The organism is Rhodococcus sp. WB9 (assembly GCF_007558985.1).
Taxonomy (GTDB): domain Bacteria; phylum Actinomycetota; class Actinomycetes; order Mycobacteriales; family Mycobacteriaceae; genus Rhodococcus_F; species Rhodococcus_F opacus.
The window spans coordinates 4,634,148-4,658,712 of record NZ_CP041769.1 but is presented as its reverse complement, the minus strand read 5'-3'; the positions used below and the strand labels follow the sequence as shown (position 1 = coordinate 4,658,712).

26 protein-coding genes and 2 pseudogenes are annotated in these 24,565 nt (G+C 64.4%); 11 read left to right on the top strand and 17 right to left on the bottom strand.

The features are described from left to right. Positions 1–891 precede the first annotated feature (891 nt). A complete protein-coding gene (locus FND50_RS21575) occupies positions 892–1,170 on the top strand; it encodes a hypothetical protein (RefSeq protein WP_005263790.1) in 279 nt (92 codons plus the stop codon). A 487-nt stretch (positions 1,171–1,657) separates the two neighbouring features. Here the strand turns inward: FND50_RS21575 and FND50_RS21570 are convergent, their stop codons facing one another. After that, positions 1,658–2,257 (bottom strand): glyoxalase, encoded by a 600-nt coding sequence (locus tag FND50_RS21570; RefSeq protein WP_144287049.1) that lies wholly within the window; start codon positions 2,255–2,257, stop codon positions 1,658–1,660. 353 nt (positions 2,258–2,610) lie between these two features. Further along, a complete protein-coding gene (locus tag FND50_RS21565) occupies positions 2,611–3,135 on the bottom strand; it encodes a hypothetical protein (protein WP_144287048.1) in 525 nt (174 codons plus the stop codon). Positions 3,136–3,374: 239 nt separating this feature from the next. Between FND50_RS21565 and FND50_RS21560 the strand changes: the two genes are divergently transcribed. The 4 genes and pseudogenes from FND50_RS21560 to FND50_RS21545 all read left to right on the top strand — a co-directional run bounded on the left by FND50_RS21560 (position 3,375) and on the right by FND50_RS21545 (position 7,894). Continuing rightward, positions 3,375–3,716 carry a YciI family protein gene (locus FND50_RS21560; RefSeq protein ID WP_007299397.1) on the top strand — a complete coding sequence of 114 codons (342 nt, stop codon included), beginning with the start codon at positions 3,375–3,377 and terminating at the stop codon, positions 3,714–3,716. Between the two features lie 473 nt (positions 3,717–4,189). Further along, positions 4,190–4,398: pseudogene (locus tag FND50_RS37035) on the top strand (MmgE/PrpD family protein); the annotation flags it as partial. 57 nt (positions 4,399–4,455) lie between these two features. Then, entirely contained in the window at positions 4,456–5,328 is an 873-nt protein-coding gene (locus tag FND50_RS21550; RefSeq protein ID WP_144287047.1) for an LLM class F420-dependent oxidoreductase, read from the top strand. A gap of 325 nt (positions 5,329–5,653) precedes the next feature. Then, entirely contained in the window at positions 5,654–7,894 is a 2,241-nt protein-coding gene (locus FND50_RS21545) for an NADP-dependent isocitrate dehydrogenase (RefSeq protein ID WP_005263781.1), read from the top strand. Positions 7,895–7,974: 80 nt separating this feature from the next. On the opposite strand, the gene FND50_RS21540 is transcribed toward FND50_RS21545, so the two are convergent. Then, complete coding sequence (locus tag FND50_RS21540; RefSeq protein ID WP_144287046.1) at positions 7,975–8,607, bottom strand: hypothetical protein; 633 nt, start codon at positions 8,605–8,607, stop codon at positions 7,975–7,977. 383 nt (positions 8,608–8,990) lie between these two features. Between FND50_RS21540 and FND50_RS36235 the strand changes: the two genes are divergently transcribed. Beyond that, on the top strand, positions 8,991–9,143 hold the full coding sequence (locus tag FND50_RS36235; protein ID WP_005568109.1) for a hypothetical protein: 153 nt from the start codon (positions 8,991–8,993) through the stop codon (positions 9,141–9,143). A 54-nt stretch (positions 9,144–9,197) separates the two neighbouring features. Next, the gene (gene dapA / locus FND50_RS21535; RefSeq protein WP_144287045.1) at positions 9,198–10,103 is read left to right on the top strand and encodes a 4-hydroxy-tetrahydrodipicolinate synthase; all 906 of its coding nucleotides are present in this window, start codon (positions 9,198–9,200) and stop codon (positions 10,101–10,103) included. Between the two features lie 90 nt (positions 10,104–10,193). Here the strand turns inward: dapA and FND50_RS21530 are convergent, their stop codons facing one another. From FND50_RS21530 to FND50_RS21510, 6 genes and pseudogenes are all read right to left on the bottom strand, one after another. Continuing rightward, positions 10,194–10,829, bottom strand: coding sequence for a GyrI-like domain-containing protein (locus tag FND50_RS21530; RefSeq protein WP_144287044.1), 636 nt, complete (start codon positions 10,827–10,829; stop codon positions 10,194–10,196). A gap of 167 nt (positions 10,830–10,996) precedes the next feature. Then, positions 10,997–11,404: a YciI family protein gene (locus tag FND50_RS21525; protein ID WP_005263776.1), complete on the bottom strand. Its 408-nt coding sequence runs from the start codon at positions 11,402–11,404 to the stop codon at positions 10,997–10,999. A 178-nt stretch (positions 11,405–11,582) separates the two neighbouring features. Beyond that, positions 11,583–12,287: a hypothetical protein gene (locus FND50_RS21520; RefSeq protein WP_144287043.1), complete on the bottom strand. Its 705-nt coding sequence runs from the start codon at positions 12,285–12,287 to the stop codon at positions 11,583–11,585. Between the two features lie 181 nt (positions 12,288–12,468). After that, a complete protein-coding gene (locus FND50_RS37030) occupies positions 12,469–12,576 on the bottom strand; it encodes an FAD-binding oxidoreductase (RefSeq protein ID WP_186301121.1) in 108 nt (35 codons plus the stop codon). A 69-nt stretch (positions 12,577–12,645) separates the two neighbouring features. Next, positions 12,646–12,901 (bottom strand): annotated as a pseudogene (locus FND50_RS37025) (hypothetical protein); the annotation flags it as partial. A gap of 37 nt (positions 12,902–12,938) precedes the next feature. Then, positions 12,939–13,334: a hypothetical protein gene (locus FND50_RS21510; RefSeq protein ID WP_144287042.1), complete on the bottom strand. Its 396-nt coding sequence runs from the start codon at positions 13,332–13,334 to the stop codon at positions 12,939–12,941. A 354-nt stretch (positions 13,335–13,688) separates the two neighbouring features. Between FND50_RS21510 and FND50_RS21505 the strand changes: the two genes are divergently transcribed. Then, positions 13,689–13,991: a hypothetical protein gene (locus FND50_RS21505; protein WP_144287041.1), complete on the top strand. Its 303-nt coding sequence runs from the start codon at positions 13,689–13,691 to the stop codon at positions 13,989–13,991. Between the two features lie 279 nt (positions 13,992–14,270). Here FND50_RS21505 and FND50_RS21500 read toward each other — a convergent pair whose 3' ends face one another. From FND50_RS21500 to FND50_RS21490, 3 genes are all read right to left on the bottom strand, one after another. Then, positions 14,271–14,732 carry a CinA family protein gene (locus FND50_RS21500; RefSeq protein WP_144287040.1) on the bottom strand — a complete coding sequence of 154 codons (462 nt, stop codon included), beginning with the start codon at positions 14,730–14,732 and terminating at the stop codon, positions 14,271–14,273. Positions 14,733–15,371: 639 nt separating this feature from the next. Beyond that, complete coding sequence (locus FND50_RS21495; RefSeq protein ID WP_144287039.1) at positions 15,372–15,698, bottom strand: hypothetical protein; 327 nt, start codon at positions 15,696–15,698, stop codon at positions 15,372–15,374. A 114-nt stretch (positions 15,699–15,812) separates the two neighbouring features. Beyond that, positions 15,813–16,259 carry an Hsp20/alpha crystallin family protein gene (locus tag FND50_RS21490; RefSeq protein WP_005568125.1) on the bottom strand — a complete coding sequence of 149 codons (447 nt, stop codon included), beginning with the start codon at positions 16,257–16,259 and terminating at the stop codon, positions 15,813–15,815. 1,637 nt (positions 16,260–17,896) lie between these two features. Between FND50_RS21490 and FND50_RS21480 the strand changes: the two genes are divergently transcribed. From FND50_RS21480 to FND50_RS37015, 3 genes are all read left to right on the top strand, one after another. Beyond that, a complete protein-coding gene (locus tag FND50_RS21480; RefSeq protein WP_144287038.1) occupies positions 17,897–18,436 on the top strand; it encodes a hypothetical protein in 540 nt (179 codons plus the stop codon). A 688-nt stretch (positions 18,437–19,124) separates the two neighbouring features. Next, the gene (locus tag FND50_RS21465) at positions 19,125–20,108 is read left to right on the top strand and encodes an FUSC family protein (protein ID WP_260850604.1); all 984 of its coding nucleotides are present in this window, start codon (positions 19,125–19,127) and stop codon (positions 20,106–20,108) included. A 474-nt stretch (positions 20,109–20,582) separates the two neighbouring features. Next, complete coding sequence (locus FND50_RS37015) at positions 20,583–20,714, top strand: hypothetical protein (protein ID WP_260850603.1); 132 nt, start codon at positions 20,583–20,585, stop codon at positions 20,712–20,714. Positions 20,715–20,974: 260 nt separating this feature from the next. Here the strand turns inward: FND50_RS37015 and FND50_RS37010 are convergent, their stop codons facing one another. The 5 genes from FND50_RS37010 to FND50_RS37005 all read right to left on the bottom strand — a co-directional run bounded on the left by FND50_RS37010 (position 20,975) and on the right by FND50_RS37005 (position 24,561). Continuing rightward, positions 20,975–21,100 carry a hypothetical protein gene (locus tag FND50_RS37010; RefSeq protein WP_260850602.1) on the bottom strand — a complete coding sequence of 42 codons (126 nt, stop codon included), beginning with the start codon at positions 21,098–21,100 and terminating at the stop codon, positions 20,975–20,977. Positions 21,101–21,160: 60 nt separating this feature from the next. After that, positions 21,161–22,606 carry an ABC transporter substrate-binding protein gene (locus FND50_RS21460; RefSeq protein ID WP_144287036.1) on the bottom strand — a complete coding sequence of 482 codons (1,446 nt, stop codon included), beginning with the start codon at positions 22,604–22,606 and terminating at the stop codon, positions 21,161–21,163. Then, positions 22,603–23,097, bottom strand: coding sequence for a helix-turn-helix transcriptional regulator (locus FND50_RS21455; protein WP_260850600.1), 495 nt, complete (start codon positions 23,095–23,097; stop codon positions 22,603–22,605). The genes FND50_RS21460 and FND50_RS21455 overlap by 4 nt, the downstream gene beginning before the upstream one ends. A 49-nt stretch (positions 23,098–23,146) precedes the next feature. Next, on the bottom strand, positions 23,147–24,205 hold the full coding sequence (locus FND50_RS21450; protein WP_144287035.1) for a phenylacetaldoxime dehydratase family protein: 1,059 nt from the start codon (positions 24,203–24,205) through the stop codon (positions 23,147–23,149). Positions 24,206–24,435: 230 nt separating this feature from the next. After that, positions 24,436–24,561: a hypothetical protein gene (locus FND50_RS37005; RefSeq protein ID WP_260850599.1), complete on the bottom strand. Its 126-nt coding sequence runs from the start codon at positions 24,559–24,561 to the stop codon at positions 24,436–24,438. Positions 24,562–24,565: the final 4 nt, after the last annotated feature.

The following is a 24,565-nucleotide window of genomic DNA, read 5'->3' as shown; positions in this document are numbered from 1 at the left end:
GGGCGCTACACGGACAAACCGCGCGTAGTAACGAGCGGCGCATCAGTGATCTTCGTGAGCCGGGGCATGGAAGTCCAGAGAGTGTGATCCACGCCATTGTGCAAATTTCTTCACCTCATCATTACCGACCAGTAGGTGTAATTTTGGGGGTCGTTGACGGCGCATGTGTGAATTTAGTTGGCGCTGCCGAGTTCCGATCGGCATGAGTCTGCGGTATCGGGCGAAATTCTCGATTGATCAGGCGAGAATTCTACGTAATGAACCGCCGAACATGTTGTGCCACAGCATGTTCGGCTGTCGCTTGGAGCTGTTCTGCGGAAACGAGCGAGGCGCTGAGCTATTCGCAGGCCATTGTCGATGACGACCATCGGCCGGGTAGATCCCGCCCGGGTGTGATGAAGAACACAACATAATTTCTCGCGAAGCGCGGTGGTCGGGAATGAGGTGTGGTTAAACCCCTGTCTGGGACCCAAAAGCGGGTATGGGTGTAGGTGATTCGGCCGTTGTGTAGGTGTCGAAGTCGGACGAGTGTGTGGGGTGCACCGTCATCGACCCGGCGGCCAGAATCTCGGCACGTGAAGGAAGAGTGTAATGGCACGGATCAGCAAGAAACTGGGGTCCGATCTACTGGATGCGTTGCGTGTCAGTGTCGTTGGCACCATTGCGTGCGCCGGACTGGTCATGGGCGTAATTGTCCTGGCGATGTGGAACTTCCCCGTACCGGGTGTGTAGGCGCGCGTGGCTTGTGGTCGTTCGCTGGTGCCGGTCATTCGGAGTGCAACACCAGGCGGCAGTTCGGCGATATAGCTGACGGGGGGGGTGAGCCCGTGGGTTCGGGTGATCGGTGAACGGCACCTGTGACGGGCGTCGTGTGGTGTGGAAGGAACTGGAATGCTTGGGACGGGTATGGGTGCGATGGTTGGCCTACTCGTGATTGCGGTGCTGGTGGTCCCCGTCTCGTTCGGCGTGGCGGTACGGGCGGATGCGAAGGCCCGCCGCCTCTCGGAGTCGCAGGCGCTCGAAACGGACCTGGGGCGATCGGTCGCGGTCGCGGAGGTGGCGGGTCGGTGCGATCAGTGGCGGCAGCTCGCAACGCGGGCGTGGCTGATCTGCGGCGGCGCCTCGCTTGTCGCAGTAGTGGTCGTGGGCGTCCTGGTCTGTATCGGGTGAGGGCGGCGCGGACCCGGGACTGCGCGATTTCTGGTTCGCTGCTGCGGCTGAGCTGTCGACATCGAGCCCGAGCCTCGCGTCGCACGGGAATCTGAAACCTCTCGGCTGCCGTGACATACGCGTCCTGAGATCGTCCGGTAGTGCGGCGAAGCGCCCGGTGAGCCGAAGCGGCCCGGTCGGAGTGTTCTCCGCTCCGGCCGGGCCTCGCCGGGACGTGCAACAGGACGTCGCCGCGCTCTCCATTGGACGATTGAATCACGCCGGTGTGCCTGGGTGGTATGCCTGGCCAATGTCTTCCCGGGCGTTGGGGATTGCATCGGCGACCGGTACTTGGTGTGTACTGGCGCGAGGAAATGGTAGATCTGCCAGCCGGTCACGTCGCAGCGATGTGAGCCACGTCACATATGTTCTTCCCGTGGTGGCCCAACTGGATGAGTGGGGTGGTCGGTGTCGATACCCTGCCGCGGTGGCGGTGAGGGGTCCCCGATCACACTGTCTGCCATGTGAAGCCGTCGGGGTCGGTGAAGGGTTCGGCGTCGCCGCTGATGACGATCCGGTGGGCGCCCGTGCCGTCGGGGGAGACGCCGGCGTCCTTCGCGAGGGCACGGCGCCCGTAGAGCGCGAGCTTGACGTTCGGGCCGGTGGCGAACTCGACGTACTTGCGACCGAAGCTTCGTGTCACTTCCAGCCCGTGGTCGAGGTAGAACTGCTTGCTGACCTTGACGTCTTCGACGCCGAGCAACAGGACGAGGTCCTCGATGTGCCGCGTGGCCGGCCCGGTGTTCTTCTTCGACGAAGTCGCGACTTTCCAGAGCGCTCCGTCGGGGCCCTGCACGACACCGCCGTACCCCCACAAGCTCTTCTTGACCGGTTTGATTGTAGTGCCGCCATTTTCGAGGGCAGCCCCGACGTAGGCGTCGACGATGTTCGGCTGGGACACGACGAGCGAGAGGGTGTAACCGCGGAAGCCGGTGGTCGGTGCGTCCGTGTCGCGGGCACTGATGCGTTCATCTATGCCGAGTGCGGCGTAGAAGGCCTTCACCGTGGTGGGGTCGGGGGTTTCGAGGGTGAGGGATTCGATGTTCATGCCAGTGACGTTAATGCGGCCCTTGGGTAGGCGCTTCTCGATTCCTGATCAGTCTGCGCTCCGTAGTTGCATGAGCGTGAGTGCACCGAGGGTGCGCGCGAAATCCGTATTCCTAGCGCCTGCATATCGAGGTCGAGGGTGGGGGTGGCGTGCGGCTGCTCGACGAGCACGGCGCGGAGCGGGTACAACGCCGGGGCGTCGTGGGAGTTGCCAATTGAGGGTGGCATACCGTGGCTGGTCTGGCTCCTGGACTTGGTGATCAACGGCTCCTGACGCCGCTGCAGGCCGACCACATGGTTCGACCTGAAAGGGTGAGATAGGCGGCGCGATCGTCACGGAGGACATTGCGCCTGTCAACTGCTGCCGAATGGTCCGGGAGGCGGCTCGACGGGGTAGGCCGCGACCTCCATGCTCACCGAGCCCTCGCACGGACCACTGTCGATATCGGTACGCCAGGAACCGGTCAGCGCCCCGTCGGATTGCGGTGTGTAGTACGCAACCGAGTGCGCCGGTGCCCACACCTTCGGCACACCCTCGCCTTGGTAGCAGTCCCACTCCCAGTCGTAGGTGTGGACCCAGCTGGTCCCGTCCCAGGTGTACTGCGGCGGTTGCGGCAGTGTCGGGTTGGCTGGCGTTGGCCCATCGATCACGGTTGCTACGCAGGCGTCGTCCGTGCAACTCGTCTCGAATCTGTACGTATCGGCGAAGTCGGGCTCCCACTGCCGCGCGGCCAAACTCGTACCGTCCTTCGTCGCGGCGAAACGCTTCACCGAGTACTCGCCCGACCAGGACGGCTGCGTGGGTGCCGCCCCCGCGGGCATGGCTCCGACAACTGTCCCGGACGCGATCAACGCGACTAGCAGCGATGACTTGCGCATGACGAGATTGAATCACAGGCTTCGGCGGTGTACGGGGTGTATGGGCCGGCCGACGCGAACGTCTGCTGACACACTGACACCCTGGACACGCAGAAAGCAACCGGCGCTCGGGCGCGGTGAGCGCGGTCGTGGAGACGGCCTGTTCCGCCCGTCGGGGTGGGCGGGCGAGTCTTGTGCGCGCCGGCCCGTGTCGGCGAGGATGGGTCCGATCCCTGACGTGCGAAGAAGGAGTCGGCGCGATGACGAAGTACCTGATCTCGTTCCCGAGTGGTGCCATGGATTTTCCCGACGAGGATCTGCAGGCAGCGTCGGATGCGTCGCATGCGGTGGTGGAGGAGGCGAAGGACGCCGGCGTCTGGGTATTCGGCGGTGGAATCGACGAGAGCGTTCCGCCTGTCCTGGTCGATGGAGATGGCACGGTGACGGAGGGCACGTACCCGCAGACGAAGCAGCTCGAAGGCGGCTACACGATATTGGAGTTACCCTCCCGCGAGTCGGCACTGGAATGGGCTGCGAAGATCGCGGTTGCCTGCCGGTGTGCGCAGGAGGTGCGCGCGTTCCATTACGATCCCGCCAGCTGACGGGGTTCGACCTCCCAGGCAATCGCATTCGGCTTCGGCCAGATCCCCTTCCCGCCCCACCATCCACCGGGGCAAGACCCGCACCGCCGCCACGTGCACCGCGACCGGCTCGCTCGGGGCGTTCAAACCGTTCACGTCGACTGCCGGGGCCAGGTCCATCACTCGCCGTGAGCCTTGTAGCGCTCCTTTTGCTCGTGGCCGAACTCGATCGGCCGGCTGTGGATTCCTGCGGGGGTGAGCGATCTGGTCGTCACGCTCGGGGAGCGTCGTGGCCACATCCGGTTCCTCTCGACGGGTCACCCTTGTCCGCGAGCACCCGATGCGGGCACGTTCTCGGACGTCGTCGTCCGGATCGAAGTCGACCGCAAGCGCAAACATGCTGAACTCTCGGCGGAACGCTCATCGAATTCGCCTGCAGGTGAGCGCCATTCAGGGGGATGCTACCGAGCAGGAGATCCTCGACCTCGACTTTCCTCGCCGTCGCGCGGCACCCAGGACGCGTCGGCCGGGATCTGATTCACGGGCTGGCCACTGGATGGGAGATCCAGATTGCCCTCATTCGTGCAACTGGCTGCGCGAGTACAGGATCGACCACGTCGCACACCTCGGACCGTCCGCAGTCACTGGAATCGCAACCCTACTCGGACTCGACACCGAGACCATCGATCAGGCTGTCGGGAGGCCAAGGTGGTACTGACGATCCCTGGGTAGTCGTCGGCGACAAGCCGAACGTGGAGCTATGGAACTTGGACTGCACATCGCCGACTTCACCTTTCCGGACGGCCCGTCGACCCTCGCGCACGACTTGTCTCGCATCGCCGTCACCGCCGAGGACGTGGGTTTCGCCAAGATCAGCGTCATGGATCATCTCTGGCAGATCGAACCGGTGGGACCGATCGACACCGAGATGCTCGAGGCCTACACCACTCTCGGTTATCTCGCTGCCGTCACGAAGAAGGTGGACTTGCTGGCCTGGGTCACCGCGACTGTCTACCGCGAGCCAGGCCTTCTTGCCAAGGCCGTGACCACGCTCGACGTCCTGTCCAGGGGTCGTGCATACCTGGGAATCGGCGCCGCCTGGAACGAGGACGAGAGTGTGGGACTCGGGCTCCACTTCCCGCCCACGGCCGAACGCTTCGAACGGTTGGAGGAAACTCTGCAGATCTGCCTGCAGATGTGGAGCGAGAACGACGGACCGTTCGAGGGGACGCACTACCAGCTCGGCCGCACGATGAACGTGCCGCAGTCGCTCCGGCGCCCACACCCGCCCATTCTGATCGGCGGTGGGGGTGAGAAGAAGACGCTTCGGCTGGTCGCGCAGTACGCGCAGGCCTGCAACCTGTTCGGCGGACCCGAGGTCGAGCACAAGCTGGAGGTGTTGAAGAGCCACTGCGACGCTCTCGGAACCGACTACGACGCCATCGAGAAGACCGTGATGTTCCCACTCGACCCGGGTGCGGGTGGACAGAACGTGGACAGCCTTCTGGGTCAACTCGAGGACTTGTCGAAGCTGGGAGTCACTCACGTTCACGGATGGGTGCCGCAAGTCGCGTCGATCACGCCCCTCGAGATCTTGGGCGAGCGCGTGGTTCCGGTGATCGCGGACTGGTGATCTCTCCGACGCACGGATCGCCTGATCCGTCGCCCGCGGTAGCGCCCGCCAGGCCTCGGTGGAGTGCATGGTGGCGAAGCTTCGGCGAGGCCGATGGTGGACGGAAACTGGACGGCGAGGGGCGCAGCCTGGTCCCGGTGAACGCTACCGATGCGCACGTGAACCGCGGAGTGTTCGCATGGTGAACCAAAGTGGTCGAAGTGAATCAAAATCGTGCGCTTGAATATGCTCTGATGATGTCGCACCTAACCTGGACTCGACGCGAGACCGATAGCCTCACGAGGAGCCTATCGACCTCGGAACGAACTGACGCGGGAGAACAACCATGAGCGCCGATAAGCATCCAACCATCATCTACACGCTGACCGACGAGGCGCCGTTACTCGCCACCTACGCGTTCCTGCCGATCGTGCGCACCTTCGCCGGTGCCGCGGGCATCGAGGTCGAGTCCAGCGACATTTCGGTACCGGCGCGGATCCTGGCCGAGTTCCCCGACCGCCTCACCGAAGAGCAGCGCGTCCCGGACAACTTGGCCGAGCTGGGTCGGCTGACGCAACTGCCCGAGACCAACATCATCAAGCTGCCGAACATCAGCGCGTCTGTGCCGCAGCTCCTGGCCGCCATCAAGGAACTGCAGGGCAAGGGCTACCGGATTCCGGACTTTCCGGAAGCCCCCAAGACCGACGAGGAACGCGATATCCGGCAGCGCTACGGCAGGATCCTCGGCAGTGCGGTCAACCCGGTCCTGCGTGAGGGCAACTCCGACCGTCGCGCACCCCGGGCGGTGAAGGAGTACGTCCGCAAGCACCCGCACAGCATGGGTGAGTGGTCGATGGCCTCGCGCAGCCACGTCGCGCACATGCGGCACGGCGACTTCTACCACGGCGAGAAGTCGATGACACTGGACCGGCAGCGCACGGTCCGGATGGAGTTGGTGACCGACGGCGGCGAGACGATCGTCCTCAAGGAGGGGCTGACCCTGGGCGAGGGCGACATCATGGACAGCATGTTCATGAGCAAGAAGGCCTTGCTCGACTTCTACGAGGAGCAGATGGAGGATGCGCGCAAGACGGGCGTGATGTTCTCCCTCCACGTCAAGGCGACGATGATGAAGGTCTCGCACCCCATCGTCTTCGGCCACGCGGTGAAGACCTTCTACAAGGACGCCTTCGCCAAGCATCAGAAGCTGTTCGACGAACTGGGCGTCAACGTCAACAACGGCCTCGTCGACCTCTACGACAAGATCGAGACACTGCCGAGCACACAGCGCGAGGAGATTATTCAGGACCTGCACGACTGCCATGAGCACCGTCCCGAGTTGGCCATGGTCGACTCCGCCCGCGGCATCTCGAACTTTCATTCGCCCAGCGACGTCATAGTGGACGCCTCGATGCCCGCGATGATCCGCTCGGGCGGCATGATGTATGGCGCCGACGGGCGACTCAAGGACGCCAAAGCGGTGATGCCGGAATCCACTTTCGCGCGCATCTATCAGGAGATCATCAACTTCTGTAAGACCAACGGCGCGTTCGACCCGACGACCATGGGCACTGTCCCCAACGTCGGGCTCATGGCGCAGAAGGCCGAGGAGTACGGCTCGCACGACAAGACCTTCGAGATTCCGGAGGACGGCGACGCCAACTTCGTGGATGTCGAGACCGGTGAGGTGCTGCTCACCCAGCACGTCGAGGCTGGTGACATCTGGCGCATGTGCACCGTCAAGGACGCGCCGATCCGCGACTGGGTCAAGCTCGCGGTCACCCGGGCACGCAACTCCGGCATGCCGGTGCTGTTCTGGCTGGACCCGTACCGCCCGCACGAGAACGAGCTGATCAAGAAGGTTGAGCTGTACCTGCAGGATCATGACACCGAGGGCCTCGACATCCAGATCATGTCGCAGGTGCGCTCGATGCGTTACACGCTGGAGCGGCTGATCCGCGGCATGGACACCATCGCCGCGACCGGCAACATCCTGCGCGACTACCTCACCGACCTGTTCCCGATCCTGGAACTCGGCACCAGCGCCAAGATGCTGTCGATCGTGCCGCTGATGGCCGGCGGTGGCATGTACGAGACGGGCGCCGGTGGGTCGGCGCCCAAGCACGTCAAGCAGCTGGTGGAGGAGAATCACCTGCGATGGGATTCACTCGGTGAGTTCCTGGCATTGGCCGTCAGCCTGGAAGATCTCGGCATCAAGACCGGCAACGAGCACGCCAAGATCCTGGCCAAGACGCTCGACGCGGCGACCGGCAAGCTGCTGGACGAGAACAAGAACCCGTCGCGCAAGACCGGCGAGCTCGACAACCGGGGCAGCCAGTTCTACCTCGCGTTGTACTGGGCACAGGAACTCGCCGCGCAGACCGAGGACAAGGAATTGGCGGAACGTTTCGCCACGCTTGCCGAGGCGTTGACCGAAAACGAGGAGACCATCGTGCGGGAGCTCATCGAGGTTCAGGGCTCGCCGGTCGACATCGGCGGCTACTACCAGCCGGACAGCGAGAAGGCCGACGCCGTGATGAGGCCGAGCAAGACTTTGAACACCACGCTGGCGGCCGCGCAACAGTGAGCCCGAACCACTGAACCGCCGGTTCGTGAACTGTGCACGGGTCGAACACTGGTGCGGGGCAGGGTCCTGGCCCTTGTGGGTCAGGGCCGCCCCTCCAGCGCCCCTGTGACCGCCAGGTCGTCGAGCAGCCCCAAAAATGCTCGGGCACAGGGGAGGTCGGCAGTGGCCCCCGCCACGGTGGGCCAGTCGACCTGCTCGCGCAAAGCGCGGGCGACCGGCAGCATCGGCACGAAATCACACCGATGGGAACCGAGACGACGGAGTTTGTCGATCATCAGATCGGTTCCGCTGAGGACAGGCGCCCAGATCTGCCCGATCCGCATCGTCTCGGCCCGTGCGAGGAGTCCCTCCCCGGTCCCAGTGGTACCGGCCGGATACAGCAGGGTGACCCGGAGATCACCGCCGACGACCTGCCGTGACCCGAGGCGGGAGGAAGCGATGGACCGCATCCCACCCGCAGCCAACGCGGTCCGTGCCTCGGTCAGGTGTTCGTCCGAGGCGATGATGGTCACCTGGTGCTCGGCTGGCGGTCCGCCGCGGGCGTAGACGGCGCAGTCCCCGCCGACCGCGAACGGCACGTCAGCGGCCGAGAGGATGTTCACTGCCCGACCCAGCGTCCGCATCAGCTGGGCTTCGCGGGCCGCGACTACTCGAAGGGTGGGGTAATCCTCCGTCCGCGGAGAACAATGGCGCGGCAGGTGCTCGGTGGTCATGACCGGTGGGTACCCGGCGTGTGCGGACCTCAACCGTGCGATGGGCGATCTCGCTTCACGGAGTGCGGCCACAGGTGGTTGATCGAGGGACCTTCGTCAGGGGCGCCGAGTACGGGTCTGCCAGCGTGCCTTCGCCCGTGGCGACTTTTGCAGCAGAAACCGACCGATGGGCATTGTTTTGGCGGTCTCATCGAAATGGTGGACTCCGGTGTAGTCGACTGACCGCCGTCGGTCTGCGCAGCCGCGATAGACGTGCTGGCGGCGTCAATGTCTCATTGGCTCTGTATAATTCGGAGATACCCGATGGTGCTGGAATCGGGACGGCCCGCGGGAGGCAGGAATGGGGCCACACAGGCGCGGGTTTTCCTGGAGACTGATGAGTTATGACCGATCAGCTGCATGCCGACCTCACAGAACGTCTCGGCCGGGCGGTCGCCCGTGCCGCCATGGATGGTGATCCCCTGTTCGGTACCGTCGAGATCACCATAGCCGAGCTTGCTGAGCTGCTCGAAAGCCGAACCTCTCCCGGCGAGTGACCGGGGGATGTCTGGTCAGGGTTGTCGCCGGTTCGTCGCGCATACACTAGGGCGATGACCGATTCGTCAGCGCCGGTGGCTCCGTTCGGGCGCGTTCTCACAGCGATGGCTACGGCGTTCACCGTGGATGGCGAGATCGATGAGGAGGCGACTGCTCGGATCGCCGTACATCTGGTCGATCATGGGCACGACGGGCTTGTCGTCTCGGGGACGACCGGTGAGGCGGCCACGACTACCACCGCCGAGGACGGTCGGATCTTGCGAGTGGTCAAGGATGCGGTGGGCGACCGCGCGAAGATCGTTGCCGGGGTGGGAACGAATGACACGCGGCACACACTCGAATTGGCGAGGCAGGCTGTCATGCTCGGAGCTGACGGGTTGCTGCTCGTGACGCCGTATTACAACAAACCGAGCCAGGGGGGTGTACTGCAGCACTTTCGGTACGTCGTGGAGGCAGTCGATGCCCCAATCATGGTCTACGACATTCCCGGCCGGGCCGGTACCAAGCTGGCGCCGTCGACGTTCGAGACGATGGCTGATTGGCCGTCCGTGGTGGCGGTGAAGGATGCCGCCGGAGATCCCACTCAGGCGATCATGTTGCGCGAATTGGGCTATGCGGTCTACTCGGGAGACGACAGCCTCACTCTGGGTTTCCTGGCGTATGGGGCGTGCGGGGTTGTCTCTGTTCTCGGTCACGTGGCAGGTGACGAGATCCGCACGATGATTGACGCCTTCTTGTCGGGGGATGTCGAAACCGCACGGGAGATCAATGCCCGCCTGCAGCCGGCGTTGCATGCGGTCATGGGTGTCCCCAATTACGGCGCGACGACGGTCAAGGGGGCACTGCAGTTGCTCGGAGTGCTGCAGAACAGAACTGTGCGGTCCCCGCTACTTGCCCTCGACGACGGCGAGTACGAGGCGTTGCGGAGGGGGTTGCTCGCTTCGGGGTTGCTGCACTGACCGAGCTGAGCATGCACTCGAAGCTGTCGACGCCGACGTTCCCGCCACACATGCTGCTACCTGGCCCCAGCGCACGGGTCGCCATGATTGTCAGGTGCCGGAGGCGGCACCGGTGGTGATTGGTTGCCTGAGGATCGTGCGTTGCTTCTCGGGCGTGATCCTGCGGAAGTCGTTGAGGTAGATCTCGTGGTGCTTGCCGGACACACATAGTCTGTTGCCGGGGATGAACTCGTCGTGCAGTTGTGCGAGCACGCCTGCTTCGTCGTCGAAAGAGCCGGCGTGCAGTGTCTGCACGCACCGCCCTTCGCTCAGCGCCTCGAGTCGGACGTCGTCCAGACGTATCGGGCGGTTCTTGGCGCCGGCCTGTTCGACCGCGGTGGTGAACATGGCCTGGTCGACCCAGTTCGGGGTCATGATCATCATCGTCCAGTCCCATCGCGACTTGTCCCGCACCGTTGTGAAGGAGTCCATGTCGTCTGCCCACCACAAGCCCTCCAGCGGAGGAACGACATAGTCGCGGCCGAGCTCACGCTTACTGGCGAACTTCAATTTGTACGCGAGGGGGTAGAGCGCTTCGACGGCGTCGCTGAATGCCGGTGAGGTGTTGGGGTCGCCGTGACCGTCGATCATGAGGTACTGCATGTCGGGCACATCGACGATCCGGAACTCGCCTCGTGGGGCCTGGTAGGAAGTGAGGGTTTTCTTGAAGTCGGTCTTGTCCGTCATCGGGCACCTGGACTCGCGTAGCGAGCCACACCTTTCTGCCTCCACGAGGCTCGACGATTATGAGAACTGTGGGGTGCGGTTCCGTCTCGGTCGCCACGAGGTGGAGTCCGCGGGGGCCGAGGATCCGCGAGCACCTTCGGGGTACGGGCCGGAGGAGGATCTCGAGGTCAGTCAGTGAGGGTGGGCGGCGCAGTGAGGAACGGGCGCACTTCGAGCCACTCATGGATCGGTTTCCCTCCCGCCCCCGGAGCGGCGGAGAGCTCACCTGCCAGCTCGATGGCGCGGTCGTAGCTGTCGACGTCGATCATCATCCAGCCGGCGATGAGGTCCTTGGTCTCGGCAAAGGGGCCGTCGGTGACCGGTGGGCGACCCTCGCCGTCGTAGCGGACGAACACCCCGTCGGGGGCGAGCGCTTGACCGTCGACGAACTCGCCGGTGCCTTCGAGTCGGTCTGCGAAGTCTTGCATGTACTGGACGTGGGTCGAGATCTCTTCCGGCGTCCACTGGTCCATCGGCACGTCGTTGACCGCAGCAGGGGCGCCGCGGTAGTGCTTGAGCAGAAGATACTTGGCCATTGTGGTTCTCCTCGGTGATGGTGCGGCTCATTGTGGTCGCGTTCATTGTGGAGACGGAGCCAGTCAGGATTTCTCGACACGCCGCCGAAGAATTTCTTGGGGTCTCGTCCGAACCGGGGCGGGGACTGGTAGTTGCGGTGTCCGGGCGCGTTGTGCACAGCGCTCGCGACGCAGCACCTCACAGTCTCGGCCGATCGAGCGGACGTCGCAGGGGATCGAGCGCGCCGGCGTCCCGTAGCCGGCCGTATACGCGAACAACCGTGTCGACGTCGCCCGGTGCTGCAATGTGCAGAAGCCGGCCGCTGCTCAGCGTGTCCTGACGGACCGCCTCCGGGCCGTCGGGCACCAGGACTGCGCGGGCCGCGGACAGATAGCCGAACCGGCCGACGACCGGATCGCCGACGGTGAAGCCGGCGTCGTCTTCGAGGGCATCGAGAATGTCGTCGTCGCTCACGTCACCGAAATCCGGTTCCCACACCGACGCAAGCGTTGCGAGCAGTTCGGATTCGGGGACGACGGCGCCGTCGGGCGCATCGACCGTCATCACCAGCGACTGCAGGAGAAACTGCGGGGCACCACCCGCCACGCCGGACAGTTCCACTGCCCACCCGTCCGCACCCGCGTGCATCAGTCGCAATCCGGTCCCCGTCAGGTCCGACCACGCTTCCGCGCCCTGAGCGTCCAGGAGTGCTGCTGTCAACTCGTCCGGCGCACAGGCGGTGTCCGGTCCCGACGCGTGAACCTGCCGCCACTCGCCTCGCGCCGGTGGCGCCGCCGCCGGCAGCAGTTCCGTGACGTGCTCCAACGTCTGCCGCCACTGTCCTGCCAGCGTTTCGACCGGCTCCGGCCGCGGCCCCCAGAAGGCCCGCACGACGCGTCGCATTCGAATATGTCCTCCCTCGCGATCCCTACGATCGTCCGTGCGTCCCCGGGCGGGATCAGGGTCCGCAACTAACCGTGGTGCACCTGATTCTGTCATCAGATGCGTCCTGCCCACTGGAAAGGAAGCACCGATTCCCGGATGCTGGTGATCAATTCGGCGATCCCCTCAGTTGTGGCAGGCTTCAGGGTGAGGTGACACCCACCATGCCGTGACCGGCGGCGATGTAGAGGCCGCGGTGACCGGGAACCGGGCCGATGGACGGCAGGCTGTCGGGCGTGGCCGGTCGCAAACCGGTACGGGCTCAGTACTCCGATGATCGGCAACTGGATGCCCAGGGGGTTGAGAAGCGCGTTTGTCGCGGCACCGAGCGCGATGACCGCGTGGTCGTTGTCCAAGGAGTGATCCGGCGTTTGTATCGACCACTTCGCGCCTGCGGGAGTGACGGTCTCCACGGCAGTGTGCTGGAGGGCGGTGACGCCCATCTCGGTGACCTTCTCGAGCAGACCTTGGAGCAGGGATTCCCGGTTGATGTGTCGGACGATCGAGGTGTGGGCGGCGACCTGCACCCCGGGGCCGACGGCAGTACGGCGTTGACGTGCTTCGTCACCGGACAGGTATTCGATGCTGCCCGGGAAGCCCAGTCCTTTCGCCTCACTTCGGCGTGATGGTCTCGGGTACGGAGCCGCTCTCGCCGCGGCCGACGATGAGCGCGATGCATGCTGAGGCGGCCGAGGCTGGGCCCAGACCCGCGCGTACCCAATTCCAGCGATACCAGTCGGTCAGGGTTGTGTGCACCGCCTCGGGTGGGAAAGCAGGGTCGAGCATGGCGAGGTTCGCGTCCACGAAGTAGATCGGGAGGACCAGCAGGGTCCCGACCATGCCTACGGTCGGCAGAGTCCAGGCGCGGCGCCCGGGTCGATGACTCACGACGGCGGAGTAAGTGGTGATGGCCACCATCACTGTCGAGGCGAGGTCGAAGGGGAACACCGCCGCCCCGGTGACAGGGCCGTAGACCGCGAAGTGGTGCAGGAATTCCGCTGGTTCCATGGCAGCCAGATCGGGACGATCACGGTTTGGCTGAGCAGGGCGCCGCCGGCGAAGGCCGCGGTGGTGGCTACCGCGGCGGTGTCGATGGTACGGGCCGCGCGCCCGGAAGGCGCTGGTCCGCGAGGAGGAGTGATCCACTTAGGGGTCAGGGCCATTGGGCGACTTCATATCTCGTGCCCTCGATGGTTCTGGTCGGCGCTGGTGGTTGACGATTGGTTTTGATGAACGACTGGCTCTGAAATGCGGCGAATGCCCGTGCGAGTACGCCGTCACGGTCGACGGCGGGAATCACGGATCGGGGGAATCGCCGTGGTTCGCGCAGTAGACTGACGGTCCCCGACGAGGAGGGTCCGATTGCTGATCTTCGGCGAGCCGTACGAGGCGAATAACGGCATGGTGATCATTACTGTGTCGCGGACAGGCTGGGGTCATCGGGCTGAGCGCCCGGTTGGCATCTACACAGTCGGTGCGGAGGGTGTTACCTGGACGCCCGCCGTCGATGCGAGCTGGCACGCGTTGATCGGGGTCTGCACGGGTTTCGCGGCGGCCGTAATCGGTACGATCGCGGTTTTGCGGCGTCCTCCATGGCCGGAGATGACCGAGCGGGTGATGACCGCGCTTGCGCAGGCGCGGATTGCTGAAAGCCGACATCGGTAGGACATCGATCCGCTCGCCGCGCTGATTGCGATGCAGGTCGGCTGGTGCCGCGCATTGGTGGTCGCGCGTCGGACGGTGGTAAGGATCTTCCGTCCCAACCAAGACGAACGCTCCGGCCGGGGTCCACGGCGACGAATTCACGGATTCTGAATGCAGAATCGCCAGGTGCAAGGATGTCGGGTGCCTCGATGCGGCATCCCAGGCCCGCGCCTCGGCGGAGCTGGATCCGGTCTTACGCAGAGGGCATCCGGACCGAAACCACATGGGCGCCTGCATCTATCAGCGCAGTGCGTCCTCGAGCAGGAACAGGGCATGGGCGGTAGTCGCCTCCACCACGTCGCCGGGATCTCCATCGAAGTGCCGCAGCTCGGTGCGAGCGGAACCGTCGGCGAAGACCCCGAACCACACTGTGCCCGGTGGTTGTCCGTCCTGAGATTGGGGCCCGCCGGCACCGGTGACCGCCACCGCGAGATCCGCGCCGAGCAACTCGGCTACTGATGTCACCATCGCGCGGGCACTGGGTTCGCTGACAACCGGGCCGTCGGGAACCTGCAGTAATCCATGTTTCACCGAGCTGGCATAGGCCACGATGCTGCCTCGATACCACTCTGACGACGACGGCGCGGCACCGAGAACGGCGGAAATTTCCCCGCCAGTCAAGGATTCCGCTGTGGCAATGGTGAGTTGCCGATCGCGCGCAGCCACAGAGATCCGTTCCGCACGCTCGTCACACCTACTCATTCGTCGCGCACCGCACCCCGGCCGATGCGGTGAGGCCCAGAGACACTCGCCATTGCCGCCGCGAGCACAATCACCACCAACAACATCACATTGATCATCTGGCCTCCATCTCGTGCTTCGAGTAGAACTCGTTGCCGACTCTTCCGGACCTGTAATTCCCGCGAGTGGTGCACCGCTCGCCTTCGACAGATGAACCGGCGCCGGTAATTCTCGGCGGCGCCGCCGGCTACGGGCTGAACCGGGGAGCCTGGTCGTCGTCGCGTTCGGACACGACGACCTGGGTACCGAAATACCCCACGAAGAGTAGGCGTAATCCCCGGATCGCAATCGCCCTACACGCGAGTGTCAATTCGGGAGAACCACTGCCGCGACACCCGACGATGAGCGAGCGCGGGGTGCGGACTGCGACTCCACGAGCTTGTGTCGACGACGACTCGCGGAGTCTCGGCTCGGCGCGACGTGCAGAAAGGAATTCGGGCCGGCGCGTTCACGGACTGGACGCGAGGTACCCCCTCAAAGCCGCGACAGCCACCGAGGGGTGCTACCAATCCGGTCAACACACCGCGCGTGCTTACTCTTACCCACCGACCAGGAGCGCAGGGCCTCACTGGGTGTCGACCTCCGGGGCGGGCAGGTACGTCAGAGGTTGGGAAGAGCCGCGGCGAGGAAGACGAGGCCGGCGGCGATTCCGAAAGCCCCGGTGAGGATGCCGAGGAGCGCTTCCAGTCCCTTGGGCTCGTTCCCTTCGACGGCGGGGTGCCGGTAGGCGGCGATTCCGGCCGCGATGGCGCCGGCACCGAGCAGGATGCCGAACCCGAACATCCAGAACATCACGATCGACAGCGAGCCCAGCATGAACGAGAGGTCGGTGCAGTATTCACCGAGAAGACGGGGCGGCCTGGGCCAGGATGAGCGTGGCACGGATTTGTGGGGATCGTGTCGGAACCCGGTCGTGGTGGCCGTCATCTTTCAGGTCCTCAGAGTGTATGTAGTGGGGATCGGATACGTTTGTCCTGCACCAGGTCCGGTCCAGCGGTGGCGGTGCACCGCTGAACCGAACCGGCGTGCGTGGTGCGCGGGTCAGGCTTCGATGGGGGTGCGGTCACCGCACGCCACGGGTGAGCCGCCGCGGGTGATCTCGATGCGCCGCGGCTTCGCTCGTTCGGTGACCGGCAGAATCACGCTGAGAACACCGTTGTCGTAACTGGCCGAAATGCGGTCGACGTCGATGTTCTCTCCGAGCGACACCTGGCGCCGGTACCGGCCGCTGAATCGCTCCGATGTCAACCACTGCACACCATCGTCTGGCTGGCTTCGATGGGCGGTCAGGGTCAATACCCCGGCATCGACATCGATGTCGATCGAGCCGGGGTCCATACCGGGCAGATCGGCGTGCAGGACGTAGTGGTCGTCGACTTTGTACAGGTCCATCGGCATGAACCGCGGACGACGCGACGATCCGGTATGAGCGCCCAGCAACGACTGGGTCATCGAGTCGATGTCGGTGAAGGGATCGAAACGCAGCACAGCAACACACCTCCCATGATCAGTTAAGTGGTCCGCCACCTCGGCGAAGCCTCCATCACTGTGCGAAAGCAATTTAGCACTCGGTCACTCCGAGTGCCAGAACTGATGGCGGTGTTTCGTCCTCCTCCTCTTAGTTGTACCCCCGCTACTCGGTGGTTACCGACGAGGAGGGGTCGTCGGCGGGGTGGAGGGACGGCCGTTTCGAATGGGGGTCATGCTTCGGCGAGGGGAGGGGCGTCCCTCGGCCGTGGTGGGTTTATCGAGCCCAAGTTCGCGGCCGCGTCGGTGCCGTCCGGCCTCTCAAATTGGGGCCACGCGGTGCCCGGATCGAGGCCGGGTGCCTCGATCCGGCCCCGACAGCATCGATTGTGCAAACCGTGGGCGCTAGGTGTACTGACCCTTGATGGATCGGCGGCACGTTCCTCACCGACCGGTATGTCGCGCGGTCGAACCTGGCCCTTCCGGGAGAGTGACCGATTCTTATCGTCGGTCGATCACCTGCTGAGCGATCGCACTCACGCGGCGTGGGTGGCGAGAACTTCGCCCGCGGCTTCCTCTTCGGAGCCGAAAGAGTGCGCAGAGAAAGCAAATAGGTTGAGTGCCCCATCTTCCGTCGGCGGTATACAGCTGAAAGGACATCGAACTGAGAATCCCCACATCGACTGCGGCCGCCGCGAACTGCGGCCAATGCGATTCCGAACGAAGATCGTCGCTTCGCACCACGAGATTGTTGAGCGCCGCCGCCACACACACGGTCCCTGTCCGAGTTGATGCTGTGCATGGTCGAATTCTTGGAAGTAGTGGGGAGGTGGGCGCGACGGTCTCGAACCTCTTGCCGGAGACGAGCAGAATGCCCGCGCACATCTTCGGCGGCATCAGCTCGACAACCTCGTCGGTGACATCGCGCAGCCGTTCGTCGAGGGAGCGTGGGCCGGAGAGACTGCGGGCAAATTCGGCCATGGCGCGGCTGAGATCCCGGGCACCGGAATCGCTGGTCTTCGGCAGGGAGGGAAGCGTCCGGTGACGCGCGGGAGCCGGCCGGGTAACAACTACACCCTCCGGTGCCAGGCGAGACCTTCTCCTGGAGCAGATTTGGGCTGGAGTGAGGGCTCTCACCTGGTTCCTCACGCAGACGGTGCGCCCCACGAGAGTTGCCTACCGAAGGGGTGTTGCACCCCGGGTTCAGCCGAGACTCCCGGTGACCCGATCGGCTCTTCTGGCGGGGTTAGCGTGTGCGGCTTCGAGGGAGTGGGATCATCCCGTGAAGCCGACGGTGTGCGTGGCGGTGGGTTTGCTTCCTGGGAGATGCGCGTTACCGTGGAGCAGAGGTTGAGTTCACAGCCCGGCAGACAGTGTCCGTCACCGGCTACGATTCTCGGCCTTTTTCTTTTTGGGGTCTTTCGGGCCGGTCCCACCCCGGAGGAACCTCATGACCTATTTCCGTGCCGTTGTCGACTTTCCGGAACAGGTGCAGGCCTGGTTAGCGGACACCTGCCGATGGAACACCACCGCCGCCGGAGCCACCGAGTCCCGGATCGAGATCGACGAGACCCCCGGCGGCCCGGTCGCGATCAGGATGGCCGGGAACGTGGACGCCGGCACCGTGCCGGTGCAGTCCGGCCTGTCTCGGCGAATCGGTGCTGACCGGTCACAATGTCGTCGTCGACCTGTTAGATGTTCCTCTTCTCGGCTGCCCAGGCGTCGCCGCATTGCACCGCACCGTCACCGATCTGTCGGCGCAGCGGTGCCGCCTGACCGTTGCCGCATCCGCCGATGTGCACTCGATTCTGGACCGGATCGCCATCGGCATCAGTGCAGCGGTGCCCTGCTTCGGCATCGTCGCCAACGCATTCCACGCCGCCCGCTCACCCCGGACCTCGGCCGGCAGCGAGGATCCGACCTTCACGATCCTCGACCGCTCGGGCCAGCGAACTGCTCACGCGGAGTCCACGCCGTGGGTCCCGGTTGTCCCGGAGGGCGGAGCGTTGCCCGATGCCAGCGCCGTGTCGATGCACTGTGTCTGCCGCCGGATGGTCATCGGCCCGGTGACTGTCGCCGGCGGTACCGCCGGCAGCGGGCAACCGACTTTGCGTCAGCCCAAGGGTCCGGACCCGTTGTGTGGCAACCGGTGCGCGGGACCACCAGGGCGGCGATGGCAGCGGAAGCGACGGAGTTGACAGCGCTGAGGCGGATGGTGGCCTTCGGATTGCGGTGGTGCGCCATAGCAGTGTCTCTGCCGGGGTTATCACGGCTGATTTCGGGATGGACAATGTGGCGTTTCTCCGGAAGCTGGTCGCATACCTCGAGATCGCTGCGCCGGCACCCCTGCGGCCGGATCTGGTCGATCGGACGTCGCTCGTCGCCCGTCGACGGCTCTGGCTGGGCACCTGACCAAGCAAGAGTAGACCGATTGGGATCTTATGTTGGTTGTGTTGTGCGCCGAGCATGTGTCCAGTCTCCGGCGCAAGGACTCGCCGCGGACCAGACCCACCGACCGTCATCGCGGAGATGTGGCGCATCGTGGGGTCCTGCCGGGAGGTCGAGTCGTCGTTCCTCTCCCCGGAGAGGGCGCGTGGCCGGGACCGGGCGCGGCACGAAACGCACGCCAAACGAGTCTGCCAGGTCGCCCGTAATCACGAGTGGCACGTCTGCCGCGCAGGACCGAACCGAAATGAGTGACACCGAGCCGATGACTTCTGAACCTGCTGAGTGTTCGACATGAGATGGTTTCTTTCCGCGCAGACCGATATTCAGACGAAGCGACCAAGTGCGGGCGGCTGGGCTAGGTGGTTGCGCAGTGTCCTCCAGCCGCCGGGCTTGGTGTCGGCCGTCAAGTGCACTGTGGCAGTGCTTATCGCGTGGTGGGTGGCCGATCGAGTGCTGCAGAGTCCCGAGGCCTTCCTCGCGCCCTACGCCGCCCTGTTCATCATCGGCACCACGGTCCGCAGCTCGGTCACCGCTGCCGCACGTCAGGTCACGGTCGTAGTGCTCGGTGTGCTTGTGGCCGCGCTGGCGGCACGAACCTTGCCCGAACTCGCCGCCATCGCAGGTGCGGTCGCAGTCGGTACGATCCTCGGCCGCAGCCGGTGGTTGGCACCGGACGGAATGTGGGTGGCGATCACCGCGCTGCTGGTGTTGCTGTACGGCACGGCAACAAATCCCGCCCTGGTGTTTCATCGTGTCCTAGATGTCACAGTGGGTGTGCTGGTCGGTGTGGCGGTCAACGCTCTCGTCCTGCCTCCCGACAGGCTCTCCACGGCGCGTGATCTGATTCTGCAACGTGCCGAGGAACTCTCCGCCCTGCTCGCCGATCTTGCCCACGGACTACGGTCCGGGCACCACGACAGTGATCGAGGGCGGCAACGGGTGTGGGATCTGCACAAGTCGACCGGCGCCGGCGCCGCGCTGAGCGAGGGTCGGGAAAGCTTGCGAGGCAACATGCGCAGCGTCGGCTGGGCCAGAGTCGGCGGATCTCGGGTGTACCAGCCGATAGCTACGATTCTCGACGACACATTGCTGCAGGTGTCAGTGCTGGAGATCGCAGTCGAGGCACTCACCGCCTCGGACCATCGGTTGGAAGATCCCGAACAGCTTCGGTGCGAAGCAGCAGGGCTGATCGAAGCGTTTTCCGCCGCATTCGACAAGCTCACATGGGACCCCGCCCACCATCGAGAGCCCTATCTTCACGTCGTGCATACCGCTCTGCCTGATGCCCGCTCGCGCCTCGAGTCCTTCGGGGAGACAGTCCAACGGCATCAACCCTCATCCGGTGCGTTGCAGTCCATCTCGTTGGCGGCGGATGGATTGTGGGCCGCACTGACCGTGCTGGACAATTTCGACGAGCGCTGAGAGCGTCGTGAGTATCCAAGTGCAGATCTGTCACTTCAACCGCAGCGGCGGATCAGCGGAGGGGAGTCGCTGACGGTCGTCTCACCGAAGCGGTACAGCACGATCAGTTCGCTGTCGTGGATCCGTCCTCGTGCGTCCGTGGTTTCTGTTTCGTATCCGCGGGTTCTCCAACCGAACTCCCTCTACACACCATCCGGCGGGGTCTCTGCGGGCGACACCACTGGGGGTGGAATGCCACAATCATGCCCATGCCCGCCGCATCGAAGGACAACCGTGGCCCGATCGTCCCGGTGGCGCGGGTCCGGGTCCGGGCAGCGGCGCTCACTCGGCTTGGGTTCTCGATGAGGTGGTCGACGACTACGCCACGGAAGCGGGTACCGGGGCACGTGACCCGTCACAGATATGCCGCTGGGTGGTTCCACTCGGGCCGGTGCCGCCTCGGCTCTTGCACCGAACGGCGCGACGATCGCGACTTTGACCATCCCCAACAACGGATCCGGCTTCTCCGATGTCCTCGCGTGGATCGCCGAGCACGCCCCCGGCCCCGCGTCGTGGTCGGACTCGAAGGCACCCGCAGCTACGGAATCGGCCTGGCTCGCGCGTTGACCGGTGCCGGACGGACCATCGTCGAGGTCGAGTGTCCCGTCGTCAGACACGGCGCCGTGGCAAGTCCGACCCCATCGACGCGAGACTCGCCGCACTGCAGGTGTGTATGCCAGAAGATTGAAAGGCGCTGCCACGCAGTGATGGGGCCGGTCGGGGGATGGGTGTTGCCAAGGGTGAGGGTTCACTGCGGTTCCGCGTTGGTCCGGTGCTGGGTTGTCTGTGCCCGCCAAGTTCTTCGACGGAGAGGTTGCGTGACGGTCCTATTGGTTGGTGCGCAGCCAGAGGGTGGTGTCCGGTGGCAGGGAGCGGGTATCGGTCAGATCGGTGGAGGCGAGCAGGACCGTTGCGTCCGGGGCGATCGCGATCGGTTGTCGGGACAGGTTCACGACACCTCTCTCTGTCGTCGACGGCCGAGGGAGAATAATAGTGCGGGTATAAATACGCCTTTAGCTGGTGCGTGGGTGCAGGCGTCCGCCGCGGGACTCCGCCAGCAGGATCGGCCGGTGCATGGTTCTAGGGGAGGCCGTATCGAATTCGTTGTGCGCGAGGAGCTGTCGGCGTATCGAAACCCGGTCGTCGGGGGAGGCGATCGTTGCGGCGCGAGCGTACGCCAGGATCGCTTCGTAGGTCGTCTCCGACAATGAACTCAGGGGCGGCAGGATCCCTTTTGCACTTGCGCGATAACGCGTCTCGAGGTCGGTGTTGTCTCCGAACCCTTGGAAGTAGCCGAACGCGGCCCATACCCCGTCGGCATCGGAGTTGCCGATGAATTGCTGGGTGGCCTCATCGAGTACGAGTGCGAATGTGCGAGTGGTGGACCGCAATCCGTGCTGGGAGCACTGCCGTTCGAAGAACACCTCGTCGTGTCCGACAAGTGAGGACAGGATCAACTCGGCACCCGAGCGTTCGATAGTGTCGACGACTTGCGTAAAGTCCGTGGTCCCCAGAATTTGGTAGGTCTCGCCGAGGACCGAGCCACCGGCTTCGGCGACCACGCGCCGTCCGGCCCAATGCGCCCCGTATGACCACGAATAACGCTGGCCCACGAAAAACCAGTTACGGCCACCTGTCTCTGCCATCAAGACAGGCACCCCCGCGCGGACCTGCGCAAGCGGTCGTTCCCCGAGTCGGACGACACCGGGGCTCGGCCGGCCGCCTTCGTTGAGGACCGTGTGGACCAGTAGCACGCCCGTACCGTGCAATGCAGATGCGGCCGCGTTGAACGTCGCGGAGGTCACGCACGCGAACACCACGCGGCAACCGCTGCGCATCAACCGCATCGCTGCAGCGGCACCGGCGGCCGAATCGGACGCGTCGTCACCCACGACCAGGTCCACAAGGACCCCACCGATACCGCCGTCGGCGTTGACTTCCTCGACCGCAAGCGTTGCCAGCGACTCGGTTGCCTGGGCGAAGACCGCCACCGAGCCCGACTTGCTCACGAGCAGTCCGATCCGGTGCCGATCAGCACGCGGCGGTTCCGGTGGTACATACCCGCGCTTGTGCGCGAGCCAAATCAAGCCATCTTGATCCAGACTCGACTCGACAACGATCCGGGATCCGACTCCGTCAGGAAAAAACCGAACCACGAGTCGCCCGCGCCATGGCTGATGGTGGACAATCAGAACCGAACGATCGCGCTTGACACCGGCGACATGGCCTAACAAGGTGATCGGCGATCCCGCAAAGCCCATCTGTGCTCCGTCGCTGACCGGCAACGAGATCGACATCGCCGCCCCGACCACGAGGTGATCACATTCGAGCTCGAGCAGCTGTCCCGCCTCGAACCTTTCAAAAGCCCTCGCAGGCGGTTCGGGGACGGCGATCTGGGCGGTCACAGAGAAACCGGCACGTGCTTTCCCACCTGATATAGAGGTCGCGGGTCGACTCATGCCCGGCGACGTACGGAGCCGCCGTCCGGATCGACCGCCGGCGACATCGGAGAGTCACTGGTCTTCGCTCCCAGGGCGCGTTCGAGCAGACCACGAAGGAACTGCAGAGCATCGTTGGCCGGCCCCATCGGGTCGATCGAATACAGGCGATGCCGTCCCTGGCGCCGCTCGAGCACGACACCGGATAAGCGCAGCGCTCTCAAATGCGTAGACACCGTGGTGCGTCCCACTGTCGAAATCTGGTCGCTGATGAAGCCGGCGCTGCACTCCCCATGCGAGGCGAGTGTGTCCAAGATCTGACGCCGAACCTGATCGGCCAGCACTGCAAACGCCAACTCTTCGTTTCGCTGAGTAGTCACTGCCCTCTGGACCACGCTTCCCTGCAACCCAAAAGCTAATATGTCAACAGAGGTCAACATATCGTACGTGTTCCGGAAAGCAAAGCCTTGCCGCGGTGTCGACCGTTTACCGCCGATCGACACCGCATCCATCGTTCCAGCGACCCAGGAGGATGAACGACCGGAGGCGCGTCCAGCAGTCTTAGCCCTCAACCGGTTGGGCGTCGCGCAGCATGCCGGTCTGGGGGTGGCAGTTGATGTACTCGTACAGCTGGTCGTGGGCGTCGAACACCGAGACCTCGTGATAGAGCCGCAGTTTTGACAGGCCGGCGGCGACGCGGAAAAAGGTGGTGAAGATGCGCAGGTGGGTGGGATGGGATTCTGCCCAGCGCTCGAGTTTGTCGAGCGAACTCCAGTGGCCGATGTTGTAGCTCAGATCGAGGAAGTTCCCGTCCAGGTCGATGTTGCGCACGAACCTATTGCTGTAGCAGCCTAACGAGTTGCCGTTGTCGCGAAGAAAATCCATGCCCTGCTGCAAAGTTGGGAGAATTTCGTCGAGATACAGGGAACGTTCCTCGGATTCGGCATCCTTCCAATCCTGTCCGGAGCGAATCAGGGCGATGTTGTCGTGGCCCTTGACCACCACGCGGCCACCTGCGGCAGGATCGCCGCTGATCACCCGCAGTTCGCCCGAGGGCTGCATCCAGTCGGTCTGGGAAATCGGGAAACGTTCACGCATTGAACCCCAGTACCCATGTTCGTTGATCTCGCCGCTGGTGCCGTCCATGACGGCACCGACACCGGGGAGGCGGTCCTGGAAGGCGTACAGCGTTTCGAACTGCTCGGCCCGCGGGGCCACGATCTCACGGAAATAGCCAAGGCCCTCGGACAGCCGTTCGTCCGATTGCCACCAGTCGGCCACGGCCGGTCCTTGAAGCCAACGGTTATGGGAAGCAGTGTCTTTCCAGTATCCCACGATCATCAGATTCTCGTAGCCCTGATTGTCCGCATGATTGGTCAGGTCGTAGTGCAGTGGGCCGTCGTCCAGATCGAAGCTGGCCACGATCTCGCGCATGGCCGCGAGTGCGGCCGGGCGCTGTTCGTCGTCGCGGAACTGCACGCCAAAGTAGGCCATGACTACCTGCTGCAAGCTCTCGTCAGCACGTCCTACCCACATAGGAAATGGAGGTTGGTAGTCGTCGGGCACACGCCGGGTCAACGTCCGTGGGCATGTGAGGTGGCTGCTGATTGCAGATTCCATGAGGACTCCTGATTCATCGAGTTGGGGCTTGCCGAAAACGTTCGGCAACTCGGATAGATCAGAAGCTACCGTCCTGTGCGCGTGTGCATTTGACTGCGAGCGACAGATGGTTCGACGATAAGCGACAGTCAACGAGGGAGCCCGTCAGTCCGGCCGCGAGCGCGCCGAGGGAGCGAGATCCGAACTACTCAGGTGTTCAGCGTCCCGTTCGTAGGGAAGGGGAAACGGCGTCAGCGGAGCGAGAGGTGCCGCGAAGACCGCGGCCGGTGCGTGACGGTGGGGTAGCCGGTGACGGGATCGACGGCGACCCCCGCCCGCACCCGGTACACCTGCTCGACGAGGGCCTCGGTGATCACGTCG

Excerpts from the sequence above, each read along its gene's own strand:
- FND50_RS21575 (WP_005263790.1), top strand. The coding sequence starts at position 892 with ATGCTTGGGACGGGTATGGGTGCGATGGTTGGCCTACTCGTGATTGCG.
- FND50_RS21570 (WP_144287049.1), bottom strand. The coding sequence starts at position 2,257 with ATGAACATCGAATCCCTCACCCTCGAAACCCCCGACCCCACCACGGTG.
- FND50_RS21565 (WP_144287048.1), bottom strand. The coding sequence starts at position 3,135 with ATGCGCAAGTCATCGCTGCTAGTCGCGTTGATCGCGTCCGGGACAGTT.
- FND50_RS21560 (WP_007299397.1), top strand. The coding sequence starts at position 3,375 with ATGACGAAGTACCTGATCTCGTTCCCGAGTGGTGCCATGGATTTTCCC.
- FND50_RS21550 (WP_144287047.1), top strand. The coding sequence starts at position 4,456 with ATGGAACTTGGACTGCACATCGCCGACTTCACCTTTCCGGACGGCCCG.
- FND50_RS21545 (WP_005263781.1), top strand. The coding sequence starts at position 5,654 with ATGAGCGCCGATAAGCATCCAACCATCATCTACACGCTGACCGACGAG.
- FND50_RS21540 (WP_144287046.1), bottom strand. The coding sequence starts at position 8,607 with ATGACCACCGAGCACCTGCCGCGCCATTGTTCTCCGCGGACGGAGGAT.
- FND50_RS36235 (WP_005568109.1), top strand. The coding sequence starts at position 8,991 with ATGACCGATCAGCTGCATGCCGACCTCACAGAACGTCTCGGCCGGGCG.
- dapA (WP_144287045.1), top strand. The coding sequence starts at position 9,198 with ATGACCGATTCGTCAGCGCCGGTGGCTCCGTTCGGGCGCGTTCTCACA.
- FND50_RS21530 (WP_144287044.1), bottom strand. The coding sequence starts at position 10,829 with ATGACGGACAAGACCGACTTCAAGAAAACCCTCACTTCCTACCAGGCC.
- FND50_RS21525 (WP_005263776.1), bottom strand. The coding sequence starts at position 11,404 with ATGGCCAAGTATCTTCTGCTCAAGCACTACCGCGGCGCCCCTGCTGCG.
- FND50_RS21520 (WP_144287043.1), bottom strand. The coding sequence starts at position 12,287 with ATGCGACGCGTCGTGCGGGCCTTCTGGGGGCCGCGGCCGGAGCCGGTC.
- FND50_RS21510 (WP_144287042.1), bottom strand. The coding sequence starts at position 13,334 with ATGGAACCAGCGGAATTCCTGCACCACTTCGCGGTCTACGGCCCTGTC.
- FND50_RS21500 (WP_144287040.1), bottom strand. The coding sequence starts at position 14,732 with ATGAGTAGGTGTGACGAGCGTGCGGAACGGATCTCTGTGGCTGCGCGC.
- FND50_RS21495 (WP_144287039.1), bottom strand. The coding sequence starts at position 15,698 with ATGACGGCCACCACGACCGGGTTCCGACACGATCCCCACAAATCCGTG.
- FND50_RS21460 (WP_144287036.1), bottom strand. The coding sequence starts at position 22,606 with ATGAGTCGACCCGCGACCTCTATATCAGGTGGGAAAGCACGTGCCGGT.
- FND50_RS21455 (WP_260850600.1), bottom strand. The coding sequence starts at position 23,097 with ATGGATGCGGTGTCGATCGGCGGTAAACGGTCGACACCGCGGCAAGGC.
- FND50_RS21450 (WP_144287035.1), bottom strand. The coding sequence starts at position 24,205 with ATGGAATCTGCAATCAGCAGCCACCTCACATGCCCACGGACGTTGACC.